Source organism: Clostridium isatidis (assembly GCF_002285495.1).
GTDB classification, from domain to species: Bacteria; Bacillota; Clostridia; order Clostridiales; family Clostridiaceae; genus Clostridium; species Clostridium isatidis.
This window is the reverse complement of sequence record NZ_CP016786.1, coordinates 1,755,145-1,781,085: the sequence shown is the minus strand read 5'-3', so window position 1 is coordinate 1,781,085 and position 25,941 is coordinate 1,755,145. Positions and strand designations below refer to the sequence as shown.

28 protein-coding genes are annotated in these 25,941 nt (G+C 28.5%); 26 read left to right on the top strand and 2 right to left on the bottom strand.

What is annotated here, in order from left to right:
- Nucleotides 1-85: 85 nt before the first annotated feature.
- The 8 genes from BEN51_RS08425 (at nucleotide 86) to BEN51_RS08390 (ending at nucleotide 7,988) form a co-directional block, all read left to right on the top strand.
- On the top strand, nucleotides 86-1,744 hold the full coding sequence (locus BEN51_RS08425; protein WP_119865627.1) for a nucleoside kinase: 1,659 nt from the start codon (nucleotides 86-88) through the stop codon (nucleotides 1,742-1,744).
- Between the two features lie 315 nt (nucleotides 1,745-2,059).
- On the top strand, nucleotides 2,060-2,509 hold the full coding sequence (locus tag BEN51_RS08420; protein ID WP_119865626.1) for a hypothetical protein: 450 nt from the start codon (nucleotides 2,060-2,062) through the stop codon (nucleotides 2,507-2,509).
- Nucleotides 2,510-2,680: 171 nt separating this feature from the next.
- Nucleotides 2,681-3,361 (top strand): L-serine ammonia-lyase, iron-sulfur-dependent subunit beta, encoded by a 681-nt coding sequence (gene sdaAB / locus BEN51_RS08415; protein WP_119865625.1) that lies wholly within the window; start codon nucleotides 2,681-2,683, stop codon nucleotides 3,359-3,361.
- A gap of 3 nt (nucleotides 3,362-3,364) precedes the next feature.
- Nucleotides 3,365-4,243, top strand: coding sequence for an L-serine ammonia-lyase, iron-sulfur-dependent, subunit alpha (sdaAA, locus tag BEN51_RS08410; RefSeq protein ID WP_119865624.1), 879 nt, complete (start codon nucleotides 3,365-3,367; stop codon nucleotides 4,241-4,243).
- A 418-nt stretch (nucleotides 4,244-4,661) separates the two neighbouring features.
- A complete protein-coding gene (locus BEN51_RS08405; protein WP_119865623.1) occupies nucleotides 4,662-5,267 on the top strand; it encodes an FMN-dependent NADH-azoreductase in 606 nt (201 codons plus the stop codon).
- Nucleotides 5,268-5,404: 137 nt separating this feature from the next.
- A complete protein-coding gene (locus BEN51_RS08400; protein ID WP_119865622.1) occupies nucleotides 5,405-5,563 on the top strand; it encodes a DUF1540 domain-containing protein in 159 nt (52 codons plus the stop codon).
- Between the two features lie 175 nt (nucleotides 5,564-5,738).
- On the top strand, nucleotides 5,739-6,836 hold the full coding sequence (locus BEN51_RS08395) for a mechanosensitive ion channel family protein (protein WP_119865621.1): 1,098 nt from the start codon (nucleotides 5,739-5,741) through the stop codon (nucleotides 6,834-6,836).
- 165 nt (nucleotides 6,837-7,001) lie between these two features.
- A complete protein-coding gene (locus BEN51_RS08390) occupies nucleotides 7,002-7,988 on the top strand; it encodes a molybdopterin-binding protein (protein ID WP_119865620.1) in 987 nt (328 codons plus the stop codon).
- Nucleotides 7,989-8,203: 215 nt separating this feature from the next.
- On the opposite strand, the gene BEN51_RS08385 is transcribed toward BEN51_RS08390, so the two are convergent.
- Nucleotides 8,204-8,782 carry a manganese efflux pump MntP gene (locus BEN51_RS08385; protein WP_119865619.1) on the bottom strand — a complete coding sequence of 193 codons (579 nt, stop codon included), beginning with the start codon at nucleotides 8,780-8,782 and terminating at the stop codon, nucleotides 8,204-8,206.
- A gap of 169 nt (nucleotides 8,783-8,951) precedes the next feature.
- Here BEN51_RS08385 and BEN51_RS08380 point away from each other — a divergent pair, with 169 nt between their 5' ends.
- The 8 genes from BEN51_RS08380 to BEN51_RS08345 all read left to right on the top strand — a co-directional run bounded on the left by BEN51_RS08380 (nucleotide 8,952) and on the right by BEN51_RS08345 (nucleotide 15,198).
- Nucleotides 8,952-9,905 carry a glycosyltransferase family 4 protein gene (locus tag BEN51_RS08380; protein ID WP_119865618.1) on the top strand — a complete coding sequence of 318 codons (954 nt, stop codon included), beginning with the start codon at nucleotides 8,952-8,954 and terminating at the stop codon, nucleotides 9,903-9,905.
- Nucleotides 9,906-10,018: 113 nt separating this feature from the next.
- Nucleotides 10,019-10,477 (top strand): S-ribosylhomocysteine lyase, encoded by a 459-nt coding sequence (locus tag BEN51_RS08375; protein WP_119865617.1) that lies wholly within the window; start codon nucleotides 10,019-10,021, stop codon nucleotides 10,475-10,477.
- A 204-nt stretch (nucleotides 10,478-10,681) separates the two neighbouring features.
- Nucleotides 10,682-11,236 carry a DUF5317 family protein gene (locus BEN51_RS08370; RefSeq protein ID WP_119865616.1) on the top strand — a complete coding sequence of 185 codons (555 nt, stop codon included), beginning with the start codon at nucleotides 10,682-10,684 and terminating at the stop codon, nucleotides 11,234-11,236.
- Between the two features lie 28 nt (nucleotides 11,237-11,264).
- On the top strand, nucleotides 11,265-11,729 hold the full coding sequence (locus BEN51_RS08365) for a hypothetical protein (RefSeq protein ID WP_119865615.1): 465 nt from the start codon (nucleotides 11,265-11,267) through the stop codon (nucleotides 11,727-11,729).
- Nucleotides 11,722-12,396, top strand: coding sequence for an accessory gene regulator ArgB-like protein (locus tag BEN51_RS08360; RefSeq protein ID WP_119866601.1), 675 nt, complete (start codon nucleotides 11,722-11,724; stop codon nucleotides 12,394-12,396). Before BEN51_RS08365 ends, BEN51_RS08360 begins: the two co-directional genes overlap by 8 nt.
- The gene (locus BEN51_RS08355) at nucleotides 12,383-12,517 is read left to right on the top strand and encodes a cyclic lactone autoinducer peptide (RefSeq protein WP_119865614.1); all 135 of its coding nucleotides are present in this window, start codon (nucleotides 12,383-12,385) and stop codon (nucleotides 12,515-12,517) included. The genes BEN51_RS08360 and BEN51_RS08355 overlap by 14 nt, the downstream gene beginning before the upstream one ends.
- 55 nt (nucleotides 12,518-12,572) lie before the next feature.
- Complete coding sequence (locus BEN51_RS08350) at nucleotides 12,573-14,267, top strand: diguanylate cyclase (RefSeq protein ID WP_119865613.1); 1,695 nt, start codon at nucleotides 12,573-12,575, stop codon at nucleotides 14,265-14,267.
- 22 nt (nucleotides 14,268-14,289) lie between these two features.
- Nucleotides 14,290-15,198, top strand: coding sequence for a Gfo/Idh/MocA family protein (locus tag BEN51_RS08345; RefSeq protein WP_119865612.1), 909 nt, complete (start codon nucleotides 14,290-14,292; stop codon nucleotides 15,196-15,198).
- Nucleotides 15,199-15,256: 58 nt separating this feature from the next.
- Here the strand turns inward: BEN51_RS08345 and BEN51_RS08340 are convergent, their stop codons facing one another.
- A complete protein-coding gene (locus tag BEN51_RS08340; protein WP_119865611.1) occupies nucleotides 15,257-16,408 on the bottom strand; it encodes an AI-2E family transporter in 1,152 nt (383 codons plus the stop codon).
- A 113-nt stretch (nucleotides 16,409-16,521) separates the two neighbouring features.
- Here BEN51_RS08340 and BEN51_RS08335 point away from each other — a divergent pair, with 113 nt between their 5' ends.
- The 10 genes from BEN51_RS08335 to BEN51_RS08290 all read left to right on the top strand — a co-directional run bounded on the left by BEN51_RS08335 (nucleotide 16,522) and on the right by BEN51_RS08290 (nucleotide 25,849).
- A complete protein-coding gene (locus BEN51_RS08335; RefSeq protein ID WP_119865610.1) occupies nucleotides 16,522-17,106 on the top strand; it encodes an NUDIX hydrolase in 585 nt (194 codons plus the stop codon).
- Nucleotides 17,107-17,405: 299 nt separating this feature from the next.
- The gene (locus BEN51_RS08330; RefSeq protein WP_119865609.1) at nucleotides 17,406-17,954 is read left to right on the top strand and encodes a GNAT family N-acetyltransferase; all 549 of its coding nucleotides are present in this window, start codon (nucleotides 17,406-17,408) and stop codon (nucleotides 17,952-17,954) included.
- 239 nt (nucleotides 17,955-18,193) lie between these two features.
- Nucleotides 18,194-18,943: a Fe-S cluster assembly ATPase SufC gene (sufC, locus tag BEN51_RS08325; RefSeq protein WP_119865608.1), complete on the top strand. Its 750-nt coding sequence runs from the start codon at nucleotides 18,194-18,196 to the stop codon at nucleotides 18,941-18,943.
- Nucleotides 18,944-18,958: 15 nt separating this feature from the next.
- Nucleotides 18,959-20,368 carry a Fe-S cluster assembly protein SufB gene (gene sufB, locus BEN51_RS08320; RefSeq protein ID WP_119865607.1) on the top strand — a complete coding sequence of 470 codons (1,410 nt, stop codon included), beginning with the start codon at nucleotides 18,959-18,961 and terminating at the stop codon, nucleotides 20,366-20,368.
- A complete protein-coding gene (gene sufD, locus BEN51_RS08315) occupies nucleotides 20,368-21,471 on the top strand; it encodes a Fe-S cluster assembly protein SufD (RefSeq protein WP_119865606.1) in 1,104 nt (367 codons plus the stop codon). The genes sufB and sufD overlap by 1 nt, the downstream gene beginning before the upstream one ends.
- Nucleotides 21,464-22,693: a cysteine desulfurase gene (locus BEN51_RS08310; RefSeq protein ID WP_119865605.1), complete on the top strand. Its 1,230-nt coding sequence runs from the start codon at nucleotides 21,464-21,466 to the stop codon at nucleotides 22,691-22,693. Before sufD ends, BEN51_RS08310 begins: the two co-directional genes overlap by 8 nt.
- Nucleotides 22,694-22,697: 4 nt before the next feature.
- Entirely contained in the window at nucleotides 22,698-23,126 is a 429-nt protein-coding gene (gene sufU, locus BEN51_RS08305; RefSeq protein ID WP_119865604.1) for a Fe-S cluster assembly sulfur transfer protein SufU, read from the top strand.
- Nucleotides 23,127-23,305: 179 nt separating this feature from the next.
- On the top strand, nucleotides 23,306-24,610 hold the full coding sequence (locus tag BEN51_RS08300) for a hemolysin family protein (protein WP_119865603.1): 1,305 nt from the start codon (nucleotides 23,306-23,308) through the stop codon (nucleotides 24,608-24,610).
- 126 nt (nucleotides 24,611-24,736) lie between these two features.
- Nucleotides 24,737-24,967, top strand: a complete 231-nt coding sequence (locus tag BEN51_RS08295) for a hypothetical protein (RefSeq protein ID WP_119865602.1) — start codon at nucleotides 24,737-24,739, stop codon at nucleotides 24,965-24,967.
- Between the two features lie 96 nt (nucleotides 24,968-25,063).
- Entirely contained in the window at nucleotides 25,064-25,849 is a 786-nt protein-coding gene (locus BEN51_RS08290) for a FliH/SctL family protein (protein WP_119865601.1), read from the top strand.
- Nucleotides 25,850-25,941: the final 92 nt, after the last annotated feature.

Genomic DNA, 25,941 nt, shown 5'->3' with positions numbered 1-25,941 from the left:
CTAGTGTTTTTCTTATGCATTTTTACAGCTATATGTATATAATGTTATTAAAATATATTAGAATATAATAGAGATAGGAGGAATTATGGGAAATTTTAATGTTAAGTTTAATAATAAAGAGTATATTGTGAATAAAGACACAAATTATAGAGAATTTATAGAAAACTATCTAAAAATGGATCCAAGTGAATTTGCCTTATGTAGAATAAATAGCGAATATAAAGAATTAATAGATAAAGTAGATAGAGATGGAATTATTGAATTAATAAGTTTTGATAGTCCAATTGGATATAAAATATATACTAGGACTTTGCAGTTTATATTTATCAAGGCTGCATTAGATGTTTTTCCAAAAGATGCGACTATAACTATAGAACATAGTTTAGATGGTGGGGTTTTTGGCGAAATTCATAAGCCGGAGCCTTTAAAAGAAAATGATGTTCATAAAATTAAAGATAGAATGATTGAAATAATAAATAAAGATATAGTTATAAATAAGATAAAAGTTAAAAAGGAAAAGGCCATGGAAATTTTTAAGAGCTATGGCATGGAAGATAAAATATCCTTATTAAGTCATGTTGATTTTGAAACTGTAAAATTATATGAGTTAGATGGAAGATATGATTATTTTTATGGGCAAATGGCTTATTCTACAGGTGTAATAAAGACTTTTGATTTAATGTATTACGAGCCAGGTTTTATTATAAGATATCCTAAAAAAGATAACTTAAAGAAATTAGCTTTCTTTAAGGAAAATAGAAAGCTTTCACAGATTTTTATAGAAACAGAAAGATGGATAAATATACTTGGCGTTGGTGAGGTAGGATCATTAAATAATAAGATAGAAAATAACGAAATTAGAGACTTAGTTATGGTTTCTGAAGCTTTACATGAAAAGAAAATAGCTCAAATAGCTGATATGATTCATGATAAGAAGGGAACAAAAATAGTTTTAATTGCTGGACCTAGCTCTTCAGGTAAAACTACCTTTGCAAACAGACTTGCAATTCAGCTTAAGGTCAATGGTTACACCCCTATTCCAATTTCCTTAGATGATTATTTTGTAAATAGAGAGAACACACCAAAGGATGAAAATGGAGACTATGATTTTGAAAGTATTTATTCCCTTGATTTAGATTTATTTAATAAGAATTTAACTGGCTTATTAAAGGGGGAAGAAGTAGAAATTCCTTATTATAATTTTAGGACTGGAGAAAGGGAATGGGTAGGTAATAAGCTTCGTCTTCCAGAAAAGGGAATACTTATAATTGAAGGAATTCATGGTTTAAATCCAATGCTAACCAGCTCTGTACCTGATGAAAATAAGTTTAAAATATATATTTCAGCCTTAACTCAGTTAAATTTAGATAATCACAATAGAATTGCAACAACAGATATAAGAAGGGTAAGGAGAATAGTTAGGGATATTTTATCAAGGGGCTATGGAGGAGAGCTTACCTTAAAGATGTGGCCTTCTATAAGAAGAGGAGAAGAAAGAAATATCTTTGTTTATCAGGAAGAAGCTGATGTAATGTTTAATTCAACCTTAGTATATGAACTATGTGTTTTAAAGAAATATGCTTTAGAGGAATTAGATAAGATTAAAGAAGATAGTCCAGTGTATTTAGAAGCCAGCAGGCTTAAATCTTTTTTAGGTTTCTTTAAGGAAATAGATAAGGATTATGTTCCAACTAACAGTATATTGAGGGAGTTTATTGGAGGAAGCATTTTTTATAAATACTAGAACAGTGTGAAAAAGTTAGGAGTTAGGAGTTGAAGTTCAGTTAGGAGTTAGGAGTGTGGAGTTAGGAGTTAGTAGTTAGGAGTGTGGAGTTAGGAGTGTGGAGTTAGGAGTGTGGAGTTAGGAGTTAGTAGTTAGGAGTGTGGAGTTAGGAGTGTGGAGTTAGGAGTTTGGAGTGTATAATAGTGTGGAGTTGATTAATTGAAAATCCCCTAGTAATGGGGGTTTTTTTATTAGTTCATATTACAATTTATATATTTATTTACTTTTATTGGTGTATAATATTATATAAAAAACAAGATTATTGTAGGGGGCTATATGATTTTAAGAAATAAGAAGGGGAAGGAACTTATTATAGCTAATGATGAAGAATTTATATACAAGGGAAGATTTAGAAAAAGAATTATAGATAATTTTTTAATTTATTTCCTTTTGATTAATCCTATTTTGACTAATTGGAGGAAGTCATTAATTCAAATCTTATTTTTAGTTTTAGTAATAACATTATTTATTTGTAGTAGTTATTATTATACTAATATAGTATTTAATATAGATAAATATCAGTTTGAAATAATAAAAAGGAATAATACAATAAAATATAAAATGAGTGAAATTGATAAAATTAATTTAAGAGAAAATAATAATAAAATATATACAATTGGCTTTGAAAAAGATAGAAAAAAATTATATTTATTATTTAAAGATAATCCATACTTAATAAAAATATATAATACAAGTTTAGTAAAGCTTTTTTCTAAAGAGAAATAATATTTTTAATTTATTATTTTTTGTGTATATATCTAACTAGTTTTAGAAAAATAATATATAATACTTTTAAATAGTTTTTAGTTATAAAATTTTTAAGAAAAGATAATTTATTGCAATATTGTCCCTAGTGGCTTAAAAATAGAAATGAGGATTAAAGAAAGGAAATAAAATATGTCTGGATTAGGAGTTTTTGATATTATAGGTCCTATAATGGTTGGTCCATCTTCTTCACATACTGCAGGGGCTGCTAGATTAGCAAAGGTTGCTAGGGCGATTGCGGGCTGTGAAGTAAAGGAAGTAACTTTTTTATTACATGGTTCTTTTGCTAAAACCTATAAAGGTCATGGAACAGATAGAGCTTTGGCTGCAGGAATATTAGGGATGAATCCTTCTGATGACAGATTAAGAGATTCGTTGAAAATTGCCAAGGAAAAGGGAGTAAATATTATCTTTAAGGAAGAGGATTTGGGAGATTATCATCCAAATACAGTTAAGTTTTTAATAAAATGTACTAATAATAACATTTGTGAAATAGTAGGAAGTTCAATTGGTGGAGGAAATATTGAAATAGTTGAAATTAACGGAAGCAAAGTTCATTTTACTGGCACTTATGATACTATTATAACTACTCATAGAGATATTCCAGGTACAGTAGCAAAGGTAACTAACATATTATATTCAAGTGCAATTAATATAGCTTTTATGAATTTAGAAAGAAAGCAAAAAGGTAAAATTGCTACTATGAGCTTTGAATTAGATAGCAAGGTAGATAAGGCTTTAATTGATAAAATAAAAAATGTAGAAGGAATAGAGAAGGTTATACTAATAGAAAAGGTAGAGGATGGCGAATAAGGTATGGATATAGCAAAGTCTGGTGAAGAACTAATAAGAATATGTAAGGAAAATTCAATTTCCTTAAGTGAATATGCAATTTTAAGGGAAATGGAAGATAATGATTTATCCAGGGAAGAAGTTATTTTAAAAATGAAGAGAGTACTAGATGTTATGAAAAATAGTGCCAAGGAAGCCAGAGAAAGAGAAGTTTATTCTGTAAGCGGCTTAATAGGTGGAGATGCTTATAAAATACAGAAGTACTTAGATAGTGGAAAATCTTTAACTGGTGATACTATGCTTCTTGCTATGGCAATGGCTCTATCATCTTCTGAAGTAAATGCTTCTATGGGAAAAATAGTGGCTTGTCCTACAGCTGGTTCTTGTGGAATATTACCAGCAGCTATACTAACTGCAGGAGAAAAATTTTCTAAAAGTGATGAGGAGCTTATAAAGGCTTTATTTGCAGCAGCAGCAGTTGGAATGATAATAGGAAGAAATGCAACCTTTGCAGGAGCCGAGGGTGGTTGTCAGGCAGAATGTGGTTCTGCAGCTGCAATGGCATCAGCAGCCATTGTAGAAATGATGGGAGGAAGTCCTAAAATGTCCTTAGATGCAGGAGCAATTGTATTTAAAAATATTTTAGGCTTAGTATGTGACCCTGTGGCAGGTTTGGTAGAAGTTCCTTGTGCAAAAAGAAATGTAGGCGGTGCAATAAATGCTCTTTGTATAGCTGATTTAGTTATGGCAGGAGTTGAATCAAAAATCCCTTTTGATGATGCGGTTGCAGCAATGTATAAGGTTGGAAGAAATCTTCCTGCATCCTTAAGAGAAACAGGAGAAGGCGGAGTTGCAGTGACAAAAACAGGAATAGAATTAAGAAAAAAAGTCTTTGGCAGTTAATAGCTAAAGACTTTTTTTAATGGATAATTGACAGAAACTAATAGACAATTTAGGAAGAATTAATAAAGATTGCGAAGCAATCTTTATTAGTGTGCAGTGTGCAGTTTACAGTGTACAGTTGAGGAAATAATTCAGCTTAAGCTGAATTATAATTATTTATAATCTCTAAAAGAGCTTATAGAAATATAATTTTAGAAACTACGCAGTAGTTTCTTCCTTAACTGCTAACTACACATTATAAACTGTAAACTAAAAGATTGTTTCGCAATCTTTATTAGTTGTGTATAAAAAAATTAATACTTGTAAAAATAAGTTATATAGTGTATTCTTTTATTAAAAGATATTGATAATAAAAATCAATTAATATTTATTATTATTAAATAAGAAATCAAGATTATTAATTAATTGGAGGGTAAAAATGAGTAAAGTATTATATATAAAAGCAAACATAAAGTCAGAAGGAGAATCAAGAACCTTTAAAATTTCTGATACTTTTATTGAGGAATATAAAAAATTAAATCCTCAAGATGAAGTAACAGTATTAGATTTATATAAGGAAAATATTGATTTTTTAAGACCACAAGATTTAGGATCAATATTTGGACCTAAAACAGAAGAAAGCAGAAATCATCCAATTTTAAAATATGCTTATCAAATGGTAGAAGCTGATAAGATTATTATAGCTGCACCTATGTGGAATTTAGGAAATCCTGCAATAGTTAAGGCTTATTTTGATTATGTATGTGTAAGTGGAATTACATTTAAATATACAGAAAATGGTCCAGTGGGATTATGTAAGGCTGAAAAAGCTCTTATAGTTGCAGGAAGAGGTGGAGATTATTCAAGTCCTCAAGGAGCTGCTTTTGAAATGGGAGAAAGATATTTAAGAACAATTTTAACTTTCTTTGGTGTTAAAGATATAAAATCAATTGCTGCTGAAAAATTAGATGTACAAGGATTAGATGTAAATTCGATACTAAATGAAGCAATTGATAAGGCTAAGACATTAGCTAAGGAATTTTAATATAGCCAAACTTTAAAGTTAAATTAAAAATAAAAGATTATTAAAAGAATGCATTTATATCACCATTATAGGAAATATTATCAGTGAATACTTAATATAAAAACGCAAATAATAATTTTGTAAGGTGGTGATTAGTGATGCATAAGAATCCAAGTATTAAATGTACAGTAAGTGAATGTAAATATCATGCACAATCAGACAATTACTGTAGTTTAGATGGTATTCAAATTGGAAAACATGAAAACCGTGCAACTACTCCAGAATGCACAGACTGTAATTCCTTTGAATTAAAGTAATTACAGTAAGTTTACAGTAAAACTATAGAAATAGGGATAGCAATGCTATCCCTATTTTTCTAAATAAATTTAAGTTATCTTATATTTTCTTCATTGTTTAGAATTGAATAATAAAAATTAAAAGAGAAAAAATATAATAGTTCATAGTTAAGTGTTAATTGAAAGCAGGTGTAATATGGAAGAATTAGAGAGAATATTTATTCAAATGTCTAGAATTAGTATCAGCAGACATATGTTATCAATAACTATTATTTTTCTTGCTTCATTAACTAATAAATATATTATTACAAATATTTTTAGATACATAATTAAATTTGCAGAAAAAACAAAAAATTTTGCTGATGATAGTGTAGTTAAAGCTTTAGAAAAACCATTAAAATTATTTATATTTTTAAAGGCTGCTCATATATCTTTACATATAATAGAATATGAGAAGATAGATATTGCTAAGGTTTCCTTAGATAGACTAGGAAAGATGATAATAGTCATAGTTGTATGCTGCTTTTTATATAATTTAACTTTAGAGAATTCCTTATTATATAAAAATATGGGGAAGAATAATGCAAATAATACAATGGCTTTTCCCTTTCTATCTATAGTAATAAGATTAATAATTATTATTGTAGGTGTTAGCTGTATTGCAAAGGAATTTGGATTTTCAGGTTTTATTACTGGTCTTGGGATAAGTGGGGTAGCCTTTGCCTTAATGGCTCAAGATACTTTTTCAAATCTTTTTGGTGGAGTGATTATTGCTTTAGATAGACCTTTTGCTATAGGAGATTGGATTAAAACAGAAGAAGTTGAAGGAATAGTAGAAGAAATAACCTTTAGAAGTACTAAGATTAGAACTTTTTCAAAGGCAATAGCTACAGTACCTAATTCAAAGCTTGCTAATGATAATATATTTAATTTTTCTCAAAGAAAAGTAATGAAGATTAGTTATAAGTTTATAATAAGACCAAATATTGAAGTTGAAAAAATAGAAAAAGCAGTAAATGCAGTTGAAGAATATTTAAATCTTAAGGAAAAAATTGATAAGGAAATGATAATTGTGAGTTTCAATGAATTTTCAATATATGGATATGGAATATTCATTTTTTTTTATACAACAGAAATGAATTATTACAAATATGAAAAACTTAAACAAGAAATTAATTTAGATATTCTTAAAATATTAAAAGATTTAGAAATTGAGCTGATGTTCATTAATTTTAATATAGAAAATGAGATTAAAGAATTAAATAATAGTGAAAGTATAGAAAAGTCTAAATAAAATATATTTTGGATTTAGCTAATCTTTAAGATATATTTTTATAAAGGATTAACTAAGAATGGTAAATGTATATTAATATAAATGATATAGAAGTTGGATTGAAATAGTTTGAAAATTATATATAATATTAAGAAATAAATTTATTAAAAGCAGAGGATTGATAGTATGAAAATAATTAATGTTAGAGATGCTGTAGGTGTTGCCCTTTGTCATGATATAACTAAAATAGTACCAGGAGAATTTAAGGGAGTTGCCTTTAAAAAAGGACATATAATTAGGGAAGAAGATATAGAAGAATTACTTTCCTTAGGGAAGGATCATATTTATATTTGGGATGATAATGAGGAACTTATACATGAAAATGAGGCAGCGGAGGAGCTTTTCAATATGACTTGTGGTGAAGGAACTGTAGCAGCTGAAGCAAAGGAAGGAAAGATAGAAATATTTGCAAAGATTGATGGTCTGTTGAAGATAGATGTAGAAAAGTTGATAGAATTAAATTCTATAGAAGAAATAGTTTTATCAACCATAAGAAATAATACTGTTGTAAAAAAGGGAGACAAAATAGCTGCTACAAAAGTTATTCCTTTAGCAATAAAAAAAGATAAATTAATTGAGGCAGGGAAATTATTAAAAGAAAAAATAATTAAAATTATTCCAATAATACCTAAGAGGATTGCTATTGTAACGACTGGCAGCGAAATTTATTATGGAAGAATAAAAGATGCATCTAAAACTGCAATTAGCAAGAAAATAGAAAAATACAATTGCGAAATAATAGGACAAAGTATTTTACCGGATGATAAGGAGAAAATAAAAGAGGCTGTAATTGAATGGATTAATAAAGGAGCGGAACTTATACTTTGTACAGGAGGAATGTCTGTTGATGCAGATGATATTACTCCAAAGGCAATTGAAGAAGTTACAGGAGAAATTGTATCTTATGGAACACCAATTTTTCCTGGAGCAATGTTCTTAGTTTCTTATAAAGGAGAGCTTCCTATTTTAGGTTTACCAGGAGGAGTTATTTTTTCAAAATCAACAACCTTTGATGTATTATTACCTAGGCTTCTAGCAGGTGAAAAGTTAACAAAGAAAGAAATTGCAAAATATAGTCATGGAGGACTGGTAATTACAGATGAATACTTATAAAATATTGCGAAGCAATCTTTTAGTTTACAGTTTATAATGTGCAGTTAGCAGTTAAGGAAGAAACTACTGCGTAGTTTCTAAAATTATATTTCTATAAGCTCTTTTAGAGATTATAAATATTATAATTCAGCTTAAGCTGAATTATTTCCTCAACTGTACACTGTAAACTGTACACTGCACACTAATAAAGATTGTTTCGCAATCTTTATTAATTGTTAACTGATAAAAAGGTGTTCTATTAATATTTTTATTCCAATTCCTATTAGAATAATCCCCCCTAATATTTCGGAATATTTTTGTATATACTTACCTATTACTTTTCCAAAGGAAACTCCACAGAAGCATATAATAAAAGTTGTAATTGATATTATTATTGATGCTTGGATTATGTTTACATTTAAAAAGGCAAAGCTAATGCCAACGGCTAAAGCGTCAATGCTAGTTGCTATTGCAAGAATAAATAATTCCTTAAGCTTTAAACTATCATCCTCTAAGGAACATTCTAAATCTTCCTCATCTTTATTTTTAACACTTTCATAAATCATTTTAGCACCTAAATAGCCTAATAGGAGAAAAGCTATCCAATGATCTATAGATTTAATATAACTTTCAAAATAAATACCAGAAAGCCATCCCAGCAGGGGCATTATCCCTTGGAATAAGCCAAAAAATAAGGATATTATAAGTGATTTTTTAATAATATCCTTCCTTATGCAAAAGCCTTTAGTTAATGATATAGCAAAGGCATCCATTGACAGACCAATGCCTGTTAAGAAAAAGGTTAAAATACTCATATAAATACTCCCTTGTTAATAATTATATAATCTTTATTAATTGATAATTTATTATAATAATAGTATAATAAATAATAAATTATTTGCATTAGAAAAAATTTGAAGCTATTTTGTAATATGGAAGAAAGTTTCAATACAACATTAACATTTTAAATTTAAGGAGAATAATATGCAATATATTTTGGCCTTCATATTAGCATTTTTAATTGTATTTTTATTAACTCCGGTTTTAATTAAAATTGCTTTTAAAATTCGTTTTACAGATAAGCCTACTAAAAGAAAGAAGCATAGTAAAGAAACACCTCTTACAGGTGGATTGGCTATGTATATAGCTTTTTTTATTAGTTTTTTTATTTTTAATGATTATTCTAGTATTCATGAAAAGATGTCTATTTTTTTTGCTTCAACATTAATAATAGCTATTGGCTTAATAGATGATTTTTATAAAACTAAGGGAAAGGAATTTCCTATATATCCAAGATTATTAATTCAGCTTTTTTCTGCTTTTATTATTTATAAAACAGGAATAATATTCAGGGGTTTTACAAATCCCTTAACAGGAATATATATAGAATTATCATCAATAATACAATTGATATTAACAATTACTTGGATATTTGGTGTTACAACTGTTATTAATTGGTGTGATGGAATGGATGGCTTAGCTGGTGGCTTGTCTTGCATATCTTCTATTACTTTTTTAGGAGCAGCAATAATATTAAAGCAGGATGAGTCAATATTAGTTTCGATAATAGTAGTAGCAATAACTATAGGCTTTTTAATATATAATAAGTATCCTGCAAAGGTATTTATGGGAGATTCAGGAGCAAATTTTCTTGGCTTTATTTTAAGTATAATTGCTTTAGATGGAGCTTTTAAACAAGCTACTTTAATGAGTATTTTTATACCAATATTAGCTTTGGCAGTACCAATATTTGATAACTTATTTGTAATAATAAAGAGATTTATTGATGGAAAACCAGTATATCAAGCAGATAGAAGTCAGATACATTTTAGATTACAAGCAAAAGGATTTTCACCAAAACAAGTAGTAATGTACATAAATGCAGTTAGTTTAGCTTTTAGTTTAATATCAATTATATTGTTATTAGTAAAAAATTAATACACATATATAATATGCAGAGTAGAATGAAGTTAGATTTTTAGCAGGGATGAAAATTAAGAGTGTTTTGTAATTTAGTAAGTTGAATTATTAATATTTAAGGGGGATAAGATATGGAAAAGGTAGAAAGTTTTGAATTAGATCATAGAATTGTTAAGGCACCATATATAAGAAAGTGCTGTGTATTAAGTGGAGAAAAAGGGGACAAAGTTACTAAGTTTGATATTAGATTTTTACAACCTAATAAAGAAGCTTTCGGAACTGCGGCAATGCATGGATTAGAGCATCTATTAGCTAATTTTTTAAGGGAAAGTTTAACTGGAATTATAGACTTATCTCCAATGGGTTGTAGAACAGGGTTTTATTTAAGTATATGGGGAGATAGAGAAGCTTTAGAAATAAAGAAAGCTCTTGAAGAAGCACTAAAAAAAGTACTAGAAGCTACAGAAATTCCAGCAGCCAATGAAATTCAATGTGGAAATTATAGAGATTTATCCTTATTTGGAGCAAAGGAATATGCAAAAGAAGCTTTAAATAAAGGATTTTCTTTAAATATATATGGTGACAAATAATTAAAAAATTAATATTAAATGACTGTATCCTAAAAATTATTTTAGATACAGTCATTTTTTTGCAAAATTAGATAAAATTTTTAATATAATTAAAAAAAATATAATATAAATTTCAAAATTATATGGAAAATATTACTCTATAATGGTATAATGTAACAGTGAGAATTTGGAAAAATATTTCGAATATTTTGAAAAGGTGAATATATGTTAGAAACAATAGTTATTTCTTTAATTTTTTCTAAAATTAAAGGATATAAAATAAAAGGAATTTTTAAAAATTGGACAATCTATCCTGTATTAGCCTTAGAAATAATATATTTATTTGCTCAAATCAATATTTTTATGGGCAATTATTTCATGATTAAATATGTTAACATATTAAAAATTATTTATTTGTGTTCTTATTTACCATTAATATTTTATTATGAAAAGTATGTACAAGCTATAATAGGTGCAGCTTTTATATTTATTGGAGGATTTTTAAATGATATAGCCATAAAAGCTAATAATGGATTTATGCCTGTATTTCCAACTCTCTCACGTATAACAGGTTATGCAGATTTAGATGCCTTTGGAAAGGTAGATAATATACATATTTTAGGGAATGAATCCACTAAGCTGAAGTTTTTAACAGATATATTTGATATGGGGTATACTGTACTTAGCTTAGGTGATATTTTTATAAGAGCATATGTTTTTATAATTATTTATAGTGTAATAAAAGAAATTAATACAAAAGAAAATTTAATTAGAATTTAATCTAATTAAGATGTTTAGGAGGATTAATATGTTACAGATACAACCAATTGAGTTTTTATTAAGAGGCTTACCGGAAGGATTTATCTATATTTTAGCTGTATATGTTTTTTCAGGTACTAAATTAGATAAAAAAAGATATGTAATTTCAGCTTTAATAACAGCAGTATTTATATATATTATTAGGCTTTTGCCTATAGTTTTTGGAGCTCATACTGTTCTATCGATTTTGTTTATAATGTTATTATCAATAAATTATAACAAAATTAATTTAGCTGAAGCTGCAAAGTCAACAATTATTACTTTTATTCTTCAATATTTATCTGAAGCAGTTAATATGCTTCTTATTAAATTTATTCCTAACTTAGATATAGATAAAGTATTTGTAGATCCAGTATCTAAATGTTTAATAGGGATACCATCATTAATAATTACAATAACTATTATATTACTATTTTATTTTTATAATAAGAAGGTTGATGCTAGAAATGTTTAATTTGAAAGGGATTTCAAGTAATTTAGCTAAAAATTTATCCGAAGAACTTAAATTTAATCAAGAAAAATATGAAGTTGTAGAATATGGTTTGCATGCTTTTTTTCATGCACTTCTATCAGTAATACTTGTTATAATATTTGGGGCTGCATTTGGGGTTTTATTAGAAGCTTTGATAATAAGTTTTACAGTTAGTATTTTAAGAAGGTCTTCAGGGGGAGCTCATGCAAGTACAGAATTGTCCTGTGCTAGTATTGGAGTTGTAGGAACCGTTATTCCAGCGATTATTTTAGATTCTTGCAATATAAATATAACTTATACAATAATAATCAGTATTTTGATATTCATAGTTTCAATTTATTTAAATTATAAATTAGCCCCTGTTGATAGTCCAAATAAGCCCATAAGATCAGAAAAGAAGATTAAAAGGTTAAAGAAGGGATCCTTAATTACTTTAATAATTTATATGATTATAATTACTTTAAATATTTTTCTTGGTGTAAAACTAAATAATTTAAGTTTCTTAGTATATAGTTTATGTATTGCTATAGGAACTTTATGGCAGAGTTTTACTCTTACAAAATTAGGTCATATAGTATTTAAGTTAATGGATTCCTTTTTTATATTTATTCTTTTTAGAAAGGGGAGAAAGCAATATGAGAAAAATTAATAATAAGGTACTAATGGCAGTAGCAGCATTAGCAACACTTATTGCTTCAACAGTTGCAACTTCTGCATGCTATTGGTATGGATACCAACCTGAGGAACCAAAGTGCTTAAGAGACGAATAAAATTAAAGAGGAAGATCGGGTAACCGATCTTTCTGTTTAATAAATAGGTGATTGTATGAAAATGATTAAAGATAATAGAATAATTCAAATAAATAATATAGTATCAATAGTTAAACTATCTTCTTTAATGCTAACGAGCATTATATTTTTTTGGTATATTTTTGATGGCAAAAATGTGAATTTAGGCTTGTTTTATACTCAAACTACTTCAATTTTAATTTATGTTACGGGATTAGGCTTATTTCTTATTTATTTTTTATGGACATTTTCAATTAAAAAATTCAGTAAAAGAGATTTAAAATATGGTAATTGGATTGAAAACGTAATTTTTATAGCTATATTCTTTTATGCAATTAACGTAACTGGTGGATACCAAAGTCCATATAAAATATTATTTTTATTTATAATATGTAGTGTAACAATTGAAGAAGGTTTAAAAACAGGATTGACTATAGCAAGTATAAGTTCATGTTTAATATTATTTCTTGATTTAATTTCTGGATCGAATCAGGAAGTAAATACATACTTTCAAAATGATATAATTTTATCCGGAATATTTTTGTTAACTGCCTGGATTTTGGGTTTTTATGTAAAAGTAGAAGGAGAACATATTAAACAATTAGAAGAATTAATTAATTTAGATGCTTTAACTGGTTTGTATAATCATAGATCTTTTCAGGAAAAATTAAAGAAGACAATATTATTATCAAAAAAAACTAAAAAGCCAGTTTCAATGATTTTTTTTGATATAGACTATTTTAAACATTATAATGACTTAAATGGCCATCAAAAGGGTGACGAAGTTTTAAAAACCATTGGAGAAATTGTAAAAGCAAATATTAGGGATGATGATTTTGCTGCTAGATATGGAGGAGAAGAGTTTGCTATAATTTTACCAGAAACTAATGAAGAGGACGCTATAAAAATAGCAAATAAAATAAGAGAAACAGTTGAAAAAGAAAGCTTCTATGGTGAGGAAAATCAACCTAATAAAGTATTAACAATTTCTGCAGGAGTTTCTGTTTTCCCTGATAGGGCTAAAGATGAAGTGCAATTATTAAAGAGTGCTGATGATGCTTTATATAGGGCGAAATTCTTTAATAAGAACAGAGTTGAAAGATATAAATCTATATTAGAAGAATTAGAAAAGGACATAGAAGATAAAGACATAGAGTTAGTATCTTCAGTAAAAACCTTGATTAGCGTGATTAATGCTAAAGATAGATATACATATGGTCATTCAGAAAGGGTTGTTTTATACAGTCGTTTAATGGCTAATAAATTAAATTTAAGTAAAAAAGATAAAGAAAACTTAATTTATGGTGCATATATGCATGATATTGGTAAAATTAATATCCCTAAGGAAGTTCTTATGAAGAAGATGCCTTTAACAAATGAAGAGTGGGAAATGCTTAAGCAGCATCCTGAAAATGGAGTTGAAATAATAAAGACTATAGATAGTCTATCAGGAGCGATGCCAATAATACTTCATCATCATGAAAGATACGATGGAAAAGGTTATCCTTATGGATTAAAAGGAGAGGAAATACCGTTTTTAGCAAGAATTTTATGCATTGTTGATAGTTTTGATGCAATGACATCAAATAGACCATATAATAAGAGAAAAACTTATGAAGAGGCAATTGAAGAATTAAAAAGATGTTCAGGTGCACAGTTTGATCCAGAATTAAGTAATGCCTTTATAGAAGTTATAAAAGAAAATAGCGAAAAATTTGATAGCCTTATGTAAATAAGGGTGTGAGGTGGATTTTATGAGAATTGCAATTATTGGACTTGGAAATATATGTACTAAAGCATATCTTCCATATATTACATCAAAAGAAGATATTGAGCTTGTCTTTTGCACAAGAAACAAGGAAAAACTAGATAAATTAGCCAAAAAATATAGAATAAATGAAGCTTATACAAATGTAGATGAGCTTTTAGACAAGGATATAGATGCTGCTTTTGTGCATAGCTCTACAGAAAGTCATTTTTCAATAATAGAAAAGTTATTGAAGGCTGGAATTAATGTTTATGTTGATAAGCCTATTAGTTATTCTTATGAGGAAAGTGTAAGAGCTTATAATCTAGCAAAAGAGAAAAATAAAATATTAATGGTGGGCTTTAATAGAAGGTTTGCTCCAATGTATAAAAATCTTATAGAACAGGATATTCCAACCACTATTAAAGTAGAAAAAAACAGAGTATTTAGTCCTAAAGAAGCTAAAATTATTATTTTAGATGACTTTATACATGTTCTTGATACTACAAGATTTTTACTAAGAGATAAAATAGAAGATTTTGAGCTAAATTTCTTAATGAAGGATAATTTGTTATATAATATAGTTGTTACTCTAAAGACAAATAATTCTACTGCTATTGCTATGATGAATAGAGATAGCGGTTACAATGAAGAAAATGTGGAATATATTTCCTCTGGAACTAAAGTAATCGTTGAAAATTTAATGACTTCTAAAATATACAAGAATAATAAAAAGGAAATAAAAGAATTTAATGATTGGGATAGAATTTTATATAGAAGAGGTTTTGAGCCAATTATTGATGAATTTATTAATTCAGTAAAAGAAAACAGGGAGCCATCAATAAGTCTAGAAGATGCTTTAGAAACTCATAGGCTTTGTGAGGCGATATTAGATAGGATAACTAAGGGGAATTAAGAGTATTGAGATACAAATATATTAAAAAGGCTAATCCAAGAGGATTAGCCTTTTTTTCTTATTCAATTTCAATTTCTTTCATTTTTAGTTTCTTATTGGTCTTTTCTTTTAATAGCTGATATAAAACGCTAAAGATTGGAATACCAATAAGCATTCCTAATATTCCTAAGGTGCTTCCTCCAACTAACATGGCCATCATAACCCATAGGGCTGAAAGACCAACAGAGTTTCCAACTACTTTAGGATAGATGATATTTCCCTCAAATTGTTGAAGAAATAGTATAAAGATAATAAACCATAAGGCTTTTATAGGACTTATTAAAAGAATTAAGAAAACAGCAGGTATTGTTCCAATGAAGGCCCCAAATACCGGTATTAAAGCTGTAACAGCAATCAATACACTTATTAATAATGCATAAGGCATTCTTAATATTAGCATTCCAATAAAACATAAAGTACCTAAAATAACAGCTTCTACGCATTGGCCAGAAATAAATTTTGAAAAGGTAATATTACTTAAATTCCCTATATAAATAAGTTTATCAGCAGCTTTTTTAGGTAAAAAGGCATAAATTATTTTCCTTAGTTGATGAATTAATGTTTCTTTGCTAGATAACATATAAATTGAAAGAATTACTGATAAAATAAAATTTATTAAGCCGCTAGTTATGTTCATTGTGGTATTTAAAATACTAGATAAAGAATTAGAAATAATTTCTCCGCCAACAGTGAATAAGTCTTTCCATGCAGCCATAATTGTTGAAGAAACTTTTTGTAAAACTTCTTTAGAAATTTCAGTATCATTTATATATTGAGAAATTAGTCTTTCAAAAGAACTCATGTGTCCAGGAATAGTTTTAAGTAATGTGGAAACACTAGAAGTTAATTGTGGAATAACAAATAATGCTAGTGCAGTAATTAGACCTATTACTGTTAGAAAAGTAGCTAATATTGACAATGGTCTTTTGAAGTTTCTATATTTAATATATTTTTTGGTATCTAAAAAAGAAAAAACATTTAGTTCAAAAAAATTCATAGGGATATTTAATACAAAGGCAATTGCAAAACCAACTAAAAATGGATTGATTATTTGTATAAAAACATTAAAGCCTTTTAAAAAATAACCTAAGTTTGAAAATATAAAATATATTGATATCAATAATGTTCCTAATAATAAATTTTTCTTAAATTTTTCGTCTATTTCTTTCAAAGTTTCACATCCTTTTATTTTTATTAGAAATATTATACATATTTTAGAAGCTTATTACAATAATATATTGTATAATAAAAATTGAATAAAATAGTAGACATTGGAGTGATTTTATGGGAAAAATAACTAAAATCAATACTCTAGCTCAAACTAAATTTTTAAACTTATATGAAGCAGAGTATATTAATAAGCTTGGAGAAAATAAGAAGTGGACAATAGCTTCTAGAAAAAATAAACAAGAGATAGATGATAAATTCTTTCAAGGGAAAAAAGATAAAATAGATGCGGTTGTAATAATTCCTAGACATATAGAAGAAAATAAGTTAGTAATAATAAAGCAATTTAGAGTTCCTCTTAATGATTTTGTTATAGAGCTTCCAGCAGGTTTAATTGATGGAAATGAAACTTTTGAGGAAGCAGTTAAAAGAGAATTAAAAGAAGAAACTGGATTAGATTTAGTTAACATAGATTATAATAAGACAATTGAAAAAACCTATGCTTCAGTGGGAATGACAGATGAGTCTTTTGCTTTGGTTAGCTGTAATTGCAAAGGAAAAGTATCCTTGGAAAATTTAGAAGCAGATGAAGAAATAGAAGTAAAATTAATTACTAAGGAAGAGGGAAGAGAAATATTAAAATCAGGACAGAAGATTGATGTTAAGGCATACCTTGCAATAAGCAACTTTATAAATAGTTAGAAACAGTTAGGAGTTAGGGGTTAGGAGTTAGGAGTTAGGAGTTAGGAGTTAGTAGTTAGAAGTGTGGAGTTAGGGGTTAGGAGTTAGGAGTGTGGAGTTAGTAGTTAGGAGTGTGGAGTTAGTAGTTAGAAGTTAGAAGTTAGGAGTTTGGAGTTGGGTTTTGAGTTAGTAGTTATCAGTTAGCTTGTCCAGCCCAAACAACTCCCCACTCAGCACTCCAAACTCAAAACTCCACACTGAATTCCACACTCCCCACTCCAAACTCAAAACTCCACACTGAATTAAAGGGGTGATGTATTATGACTAAATTAAGAATTAAAAATAGAAGTGGTAAAATTATAGATGCTTTTTTTAAGGAATTGGATCTATCATATTTAGATAAAATTATGGAACTGCAGGAAGAAATATATAAGGGATTAGAAGATAAGCAGTTATTTGCAAAGACAGATAGGGAGGAATTTATAAAATCCTTTGAAAGGGGAAAAGTAATAGGGTGTTTAGATGAAGAAGATAATTTAATAGCGATGGGGGTTTATTTAAAAAAGGGATATGATAAGGAAAATTATGCTTATGATTTAGCCTTAGAAGGAGAAATACTTTTAAAAACTGCCCAAATTGAGACAACAGTTGTTAAGGAAGAGTATAGGGGTAACAGATTACAGAGGATAATATGCGAGAGAATAGAGGAAATTGCAAGAGAAGATGGAATGGAGCTTCTTGCAGCAACAGTATCACCTTATAATAAATATAGTCTAAACACATTTTTAAATTCAGGTTATAAAATAAAAAAAGATAAGCTAAAATACGGAGGGTTAAGGAGATACATTCTTTCTAAAGAACTAAGATAGTAATGTAGAATGAACCTTGAAAATTCTACATTACACAATAATTGATAGGATTACTCGTAAATATGTAAAATCCTATCATTTTCATAAGAAATAAATAGCTATTAAAAGCTACTATGTGAAAATAAATACATACAGCCTATATTTATAAAAAATATATTTGATTAAATACGAGTTATTTAGTATGATATAATTAAATCAGAGTGAAATTGTATGGATTATATAAACAAGGAGATGTAAAAATGAGCGAAGTATTATTAAATATAAGTGGGTTAAGAACAGAGGTTGAAGGAAAAGAAATCCTAAAGGGATTAGACTTACAAATAAAAAAAGGTGAAATTCATGTAATAATGGGTCCTAATGGAGCAGGTAAATCAACTCTAGCTAACACATTAATGGCTCATCCAAAATATAAGGTAATATCTGGAGAAGTAGTTTTCGAAGGTGAAGATATATCAGAATTAAAAACAGATGAAAGAGCAAGAAAGGGCTTATTCTTATCTTTCCAACATCCAGAAGAAGTACCTGGCATAACTGTTGAGAACTTTATAAGAAGTTCTAAAATTGCTATAGATGGTCAATTAATCAAGTTCTTAAAGTTTGATAAAGACTTAAAGAATAATATGAAAGAATTAAAAATGAAACCAGAATATGCAAAGAGATATTTAAATGTAGGTTTCTCAGGAGGAGAAAAGAAGAAAAACGAAATTCTTCAAATGCTTATGTTAAACCCTAAACTAGCGATACTAGATGAAACAGATTCTGGACTAGACGTAGATGCTATAAGAATTGTTTCTCAAGGTATTAAAATGTACTCAAATGAAAATAATGCAGTATTAATAATTACTCACAATACAAAGATATTAGAAAACTTAAAAGCTGATTACGTTCATGTTTTAGTTGATGGAAGAATTGTTAAAACTGGAGACGCAAGCCTTGCTGAACAAATTGAACAAGATGGATATGAAGCATTTAAGAAGGCAGCAATTTAGTTTGGAGGTGAGCCTGTGGAAAATAGAAAGAAAACTGTCATAGATGAAATGGATAGAGGAATCTATGACGTTAAGAATGAAGATAGATTTGAATTTAAAACTGATAAAGGTCTTACAAAAGAAATAGTTACAACTATTTCAAAAGAAAAAAATGAACCAGAATGGATGACTGAATTTAGATTAAAATCTTTAGATATATATAATGAAATTAGTTTACCAACTTGGGGACCATCTTTAGATGAATTAGATATGGATAATATCGTTACATATGTTAGACCAAAATCTAAAATGGCTGAAAGCTGGGATGAAGTTCCTGAAGATATTAAAAAGACTTTTGATCTTCTAGGAATACCAGAAGCAGAAAAGACATCCCTAGCAGGTGTTGGAGCTCAGTACGATTCAGAAGTTGTTTACCATAGTATAAAAGAAGATTTAGTAAAACAGGGTGTTGTTTACACTGATATGGAGACAGCTATAAGAGAATATGGAGATATTGTTAAGGAATACTTTATGAAATGCGTATCTCCAAGAGAGCATAAATTTGCAGCCTTACATGGGGCTGTATGGTCAGGTGGATCCTTTGTATATGTACCAAAGGGAGTAAATGTAGATATTCCGCTACAATCATACTTTAGATTAAATTCACCTGGAGCAGGTCAATTTGAACATACATTAATTATTGTAGAAGAAGGAGCTAAGCTTCACTTCATAGAAGGATGTTCAGCACCTAAATACAATGTAACAAACCTTCATGCAGGTTGTGTTGAGTTATTTGTTAAAGAAGGAGCAACTTTAAGATACAGTACAATAGAAAACTGGTCTAAAAATATGTTAAACCTTAATACAAAGAGAGCAATTGTTGAAAAGAACGGAAGAATAGAATGGGTATCAGGATCCTTTGGATCACATATTTCTATGCTATACCCAATGAGTGTTTTAAAGGGAGAAGGAGCAACTGCAGAATTTACTGGAGTATCCTTTGCTGGTAAAGGTCAAAACCTAGACACTGGAGCAAAGGTTGTTCATGCTGCTCCAAATACAAGTTCAACAATTAACTCAAAATCAATATCAAAAAACGGCGGAACTGCAACTTACAGGGGAGTTGTTAAAGTTAATGCAAATGCTCATAATTCAAAATCAACTGTATCCTGTGAATCTCTAATGCTAGACAATCTTTCAAAATCAGATACAATTCCAGTAATTGATTTAGCAGTAGATGATGTAGAAATCGGACATGAAGCAAAAATAGGTAAGATAAGCGATGAAGCTATATTCTACCTAATGAGCAGAGGTATAAGCGAAGATGAAGCAAAATCAATGATAGTTAGAGGTTTCGTTGAACCAATATCAAAGGAATTACCTCTTGAATATGCAGTTGAAATGAACAATTTAATTAAGCTTGAACTAGAAGGGAGCATAGGATAATGGTTAATGAAATTAATTTTAGTAATTTAAATAAGACTCCTGTAAGAACAAAAAGTTGGCTAAAGGTTAATGATGTAACATTAGAGTATAAGGCTCCAGCTATAGGTACTTTTGAAAATGTAAAAATAACTGCTAATGAAAATAATGGAGTAATAATTGAAAAGATAGATAGGGACAAAGTACTTCCTTTTAATAAAAACTTTACTTACGGTGTATCAGAAGAATTAATTAATCAAGGTGAAAAGGACTTTAACCAAGGTTATATTATAAATATAGCAAGAAAAGCAAAAATAGAAGAACCTATTATAATAGAGTTCAATATGGATAAAAACAATAATACCTTAGTAGATAATATAATAATAGTTTGTGAAGAACAATCTGAAGCAAATATTATTATAAAATACAATTCTTTGGACGCTTCTGAAGGATATCACAATGGTATTTTAAAAGTATTTAGTAAAGATGACAGCAAGTTAAAATTAACAAAGATAAACTTATTAAACAATAATACAATGCACTTAGATTCAAATGTATCAGATGTAAGCTACAATGGCAGCGTTGATTTTATAGCAGCAGAGCTAGGTGGAAAATATAGTATAACTAACTATCATGGAGATTTAAAAGAAGAAAGCTCAGCTTCAACTTTAAATTCAATCTATTTAGGTGCTAAAGATAAAGTTATAGATATTAATTATGTTATGACACACAGAGGTAGAAGAAGCAGTTCAAATATTTCTACTAAGGGAGCATTAAAAGATGAAGCGCAAAAAATATTCAGAGGAACAATAGATTTTAAAAGAGGAGCATCAAGAAGTACTGGAGCTGAAGATGAATATTGCATGATTTTATCTCCAAAGGTTAGATCAAAAGCATTACCTTTACTATTATGTGAAGAAGATGATGTTTCAGGAGAACACGCTGCAGCTTCAGGTAAAATTGATGAAAGCAAACTATTTTACTTAATGACTAGAGGGTTAGATTATAACGAAGCTAGAAGGGTAATAATTGAAGGTGCATTTAATCCTATAATAGATAAGATAGATGATCAAAATTCTAGAGAAGAAATATTTAAGGCTATAAAGGAATGTTTGGATAATGAATAATAGAGATATAGTAAAAGATTTTCCAACCTTAACAAAAGAAGTAAATGGTAAGAGAATAGTATATTTAGATAGTGCTGCAACAACACAAAAACCACAATCAGTTATAGAGGCTATGGTAGAGTACTATCAAAATTCAAATGCCAATCCTCATAGAGGAGCTTATGCATTAAGTGTTGCAGCAACAGAAGCTTATGATGAAGCAAGAGAAAAGGTTAGAGCTTTTATTAATGCAAAATATAAAGAAGAAATAATATTTACAAGAAATGCAACAGACTCCTTTAATCTTTTAGCAAGATCCTATGGCTTAAATTTTATTAATGAAGGGGACGAAATTGTAATTTCCATTGCAGAACATCACTCTAATCTTATACCATGGCAGCAAGTAGCAAAAGCTAAGGGTGCATTATTAAAATATATGTACACTAATGAAAATGGTGAGCTTACAGAAGAAGAAATTATGACTAAAATAACAGATAAAACAAAGCTAGTAGCAATAACTCAAGTATCAAATGCATTAGGTACAATAAATCCAGTTAAGGAAATAGCTAAATATGCTCATTCAAAGGGAGCAGTAGTTGTTGTAGATGGAGCTCAAAGTGTACCTCATATGAAAGTAGATGTACAAGATTTAGATGCAGACTTCTTAGTTTTCTCTGCTCATAAGCTTTTAGGACCTATGGGAATAGGAGTACTTTATGGTAAGAAAGAATTACTAGAAAAAATGCCTCCTGTAACCTTTGGTGGAGATATGGTAGAGTATGTATATGAACAAGAAGCTACATTTGATGAATTACCATATAAGTTTGAGGCTGGAACACAAAATGTTGAAGGTGCAGTAGGTTTGGCTAAGGCTATAGATTATTTAAATGAAGTAGGCATGGATAAAATAGAAGAAATAGAACATGAATTAATGAGCTATGCTATGGAAAAAATTAGAGAACTACCTTATGTAACCATATATGGTCCAAAGGAAGTAGAAAAAAGAGGAGGAGTAATATCCTTTGCAATTGATGGAGTTCATCCACATGATTGCGCATCAATTTTCGATTCCCTAGGAGTTTGCATTAGAGCAGGAAATCATTGTGCTCAGCCTTTAATGAGATATATGGGAATTAATGCTACTTGTAGAGCAAGTATTTATTTATACAATACTAAGGAAGATATAGATAAGTTAATAGAAGCGATTAAGAAAACTTACGATATGTTCGCAAAATGGAGGTAATACAATGGATTTACAAGACATATATACCCAACTTATAATGGAGCAAAGTGCTTCAAAGCATAATAGAAGAAAACTTGATAATCCAGATATATGTGAAAGAGGTCATAATCCAAGCTGTGGAGATGAAATAACTCTTGAACTTAAATTGAATGGAGATATAATAGAAGATCTTGCTTTTTCAGGTCAAGGATGTGCAATTTCTCAAGCTTCAACTTCAATGATGATAGATTTGCTTAAAGGAAAGAGTAAGGAAGAAGCATTAAACTTAGTTGAAACTTTCATTGGAATGATAAAAAGAGAAATTAAAGATGAAGAAGAATTAGAAAAATTAGAAGATGCAATGGTGCTTCAAAATATTTCAAACATGCCTGCTAGAGTTAAGTGCGCAGTGCTTGCATGGCATACAATTCAAGAAGCCTTTAAGAAGCAATAAAAAAAGTGCGAAAGCACTTTTTTTATTTTGATGAATTATTAAAAATGGAGCAAATTTCAAATTTTGGATTTTTAAATAATTATTAACAAAGACAAATTTGATTGAAAATTTAAATAAATATGATAGAATAATAATTACTATAAAATTATAAGCAATAAATTTAAAAGGAGAATGAGTTAATGGAAGGTAGTCCCGAGAGTAGTTTTATTTTAATTTTTATATTGATATTGGTTAATGCATTTTTTGCATCTGCAGAAATGGCAATAGTATCTTTAAATAAAACTAAAATAAACATTTTAGCGGAAGAAGGAAATAAAAAAGCAATATTATTAAGAGATATTCTAAAGGAGCCAAATAAACTTTTATCAACAATACAAGTAGGTATAACCTTTGCTGGATTCTTTGCTTCAGCATCGGCAGCAACATCAATTTCAGTAGGCTTTGCAGAACTTCTTAATAATTTTAATGTGCCATATAGTGATGATATTGCATTAGTAGTAACAACTTTAATAATTTCCTATTTAACACTAGTTTTAGGAGAGTTAGTACCAAAAAGAATAGCATTGCAAAATACTGAAAAGGTAGCAATGTTTGCAATAAAAATAATTCTATTTGTGTCTAAGGTTACAAAACCCTTTGTATGGTTTTTATCCTTTTCAACTAATCTAATAATGAAGATTTTTGGATTTAAGAATGAGGGAGTAGAAGAGCAAATATCAAGGGAAGAAATTAGAAGCCTTATAGAAATAGGAGAAGAAAATGGTGCGATAAATGAATCTGAAAGAGATATGATTGATGGTATCATAGAATTTGATGATACAACAGCAAAAATGATTATGACTCCTAGAACAGAAACTTTTTTATTAGATGTTAATGAAAATCTAAAAGATTGTATCAATACAATATTAGAAGAGAATTTTTCTAGAATCCCTATTTATGAGGATGAAATTGATAATATAATAGGTATTTTACACATAAAGGATCTTTTTGCTAGTATAATAGAAAAAGGTATTGATAATGTAAAAATAAGAGATTTAATAAAAGAACCATGTTTCTTTATAGAAACTCAAAGTATAGATGAGTTATTTAAAAAATTAAAAGAAAAGAAAGCCTATATTGCTATATTAATAGATGAGTATGGTGGCTTTTCTGGCATAGTAACTATGGAAGACATCATTGAAGAAGTTATGGGAGAAATCCTAGATGAGTATGATGATTCTTTAGATATTGAAAAAATAGACGATCAAAATTATATTGTCAGTGGGTTGATGAGTTTATCAGATTTAAATGATTATCTTGATATTGAATTAGAATCAGAAGATGCAGATACTATCGCAGGTTTCTTTATAGAAAAACTAGGTGAAATTCCTACAGACACAAAGAATTGTGAAGTAGTATCTGGTAATATTAAATTAAAGCTATTAAAATTAGATGATAAAAGAATTGATAAAATTCAATTAATATTAAATTCAGAAAGCAAATAAAAAGAGCTGTCTTAGGACAGCTCTTTTTATTTTTGCTTAGTCATGTATAAACTTTGATAAAGAATTATGTAACAAAGAAAATAATTATGAATAATATAAAATTAAAGTAAGATTAGGAGTAAAAATATGAATGGTATTGAATTATTAATGAAATTACAGGCTAAGATGCAGGATCCTAACTTTGCAGCTAAATTCAATAGAATAGCCTCTGAATTCAATTCCATACCAGGAGTTCAACAAGAGGTTATGAGGATAGCTCAAATTGAGGATGAAGAGAAAAGGGAGAAGGCATTATCTAAGTTACCATCAAAGGTAAAAAAACTAGTAAGAGAGGTAGTTTCATTATTGTATGAATAAGCTTACACAGTCAAATTTTCTTAAAAATCATTAACAAATAAATTATTAGCTTCATATCTATGTATTATAAAAAATAATAACAAGGAGAGAAAAAAGATGGAAACAAAATATGGTTTTACTAATGACGATTATGAATTTGAATTTAACGACTATGAAGAATATGAAGATTATGAAGAAGTTTATGAAGATGATGATTATGAAGAAGATGAAGTAGAATATACTTCATATTATTTTGACGACTATGAAGATGACCAAGAAGACAAGTACGAAGAGTACTATGAATATGACTATGAAGACGACGAAAATGATGACTACGAAGAAGATTTTGAAAAAGACTTTGAAAGAGATTATGAAAAGAAATTTAATAAAGATCGCAAAGAAAAAGAAGAAGATAAAAAACAAAATAAAATAGTTGATTGCAAAAAATGGTTTGAAAAGGGCCTTAAAAAAGGTATAAAGATTGGTTATACTAAAGGCTTTGAAAAAGGTTTAGAAAAGGGCAAGAAACTAGGCTTTGAAAAGGGAGTGAAAGAAGGCTTCCAAAAAGGATATAAGAAGGGCCTAAGCAAAGCTGAAAAGTTAGCAGAAGCAGCTTATGAAAAAGGCTACAAGATTGGCTTCCAAGCAGGTTATGAAAAAGGATATGATGTTGGATACAAGAGAGGTTACTCAAACGGATTATGCGTTGGCCGTGACAAGGGCTTTGCAGAAGGAAAACAAAAAGGCTTCGCAGAAGGACATGAAAAAGGACTTAAAGAAGGCTTCGTACTTGGTTATAAGAAAGCTTATAGAGAAATAATTAAGTGCCTAAGAAATGCTGGCAGATGTGAAATACCAAAGAAAAAGGACGATAAAAAAAAGGACGATAAGAAAAAAAGATAAGCAATTTAATTATTATAAATAATAAATTTATAATATATGCCAGTATAAAATCATTATGCTGGCATTTTCAGTTTTCTCTATGCATAAATTTG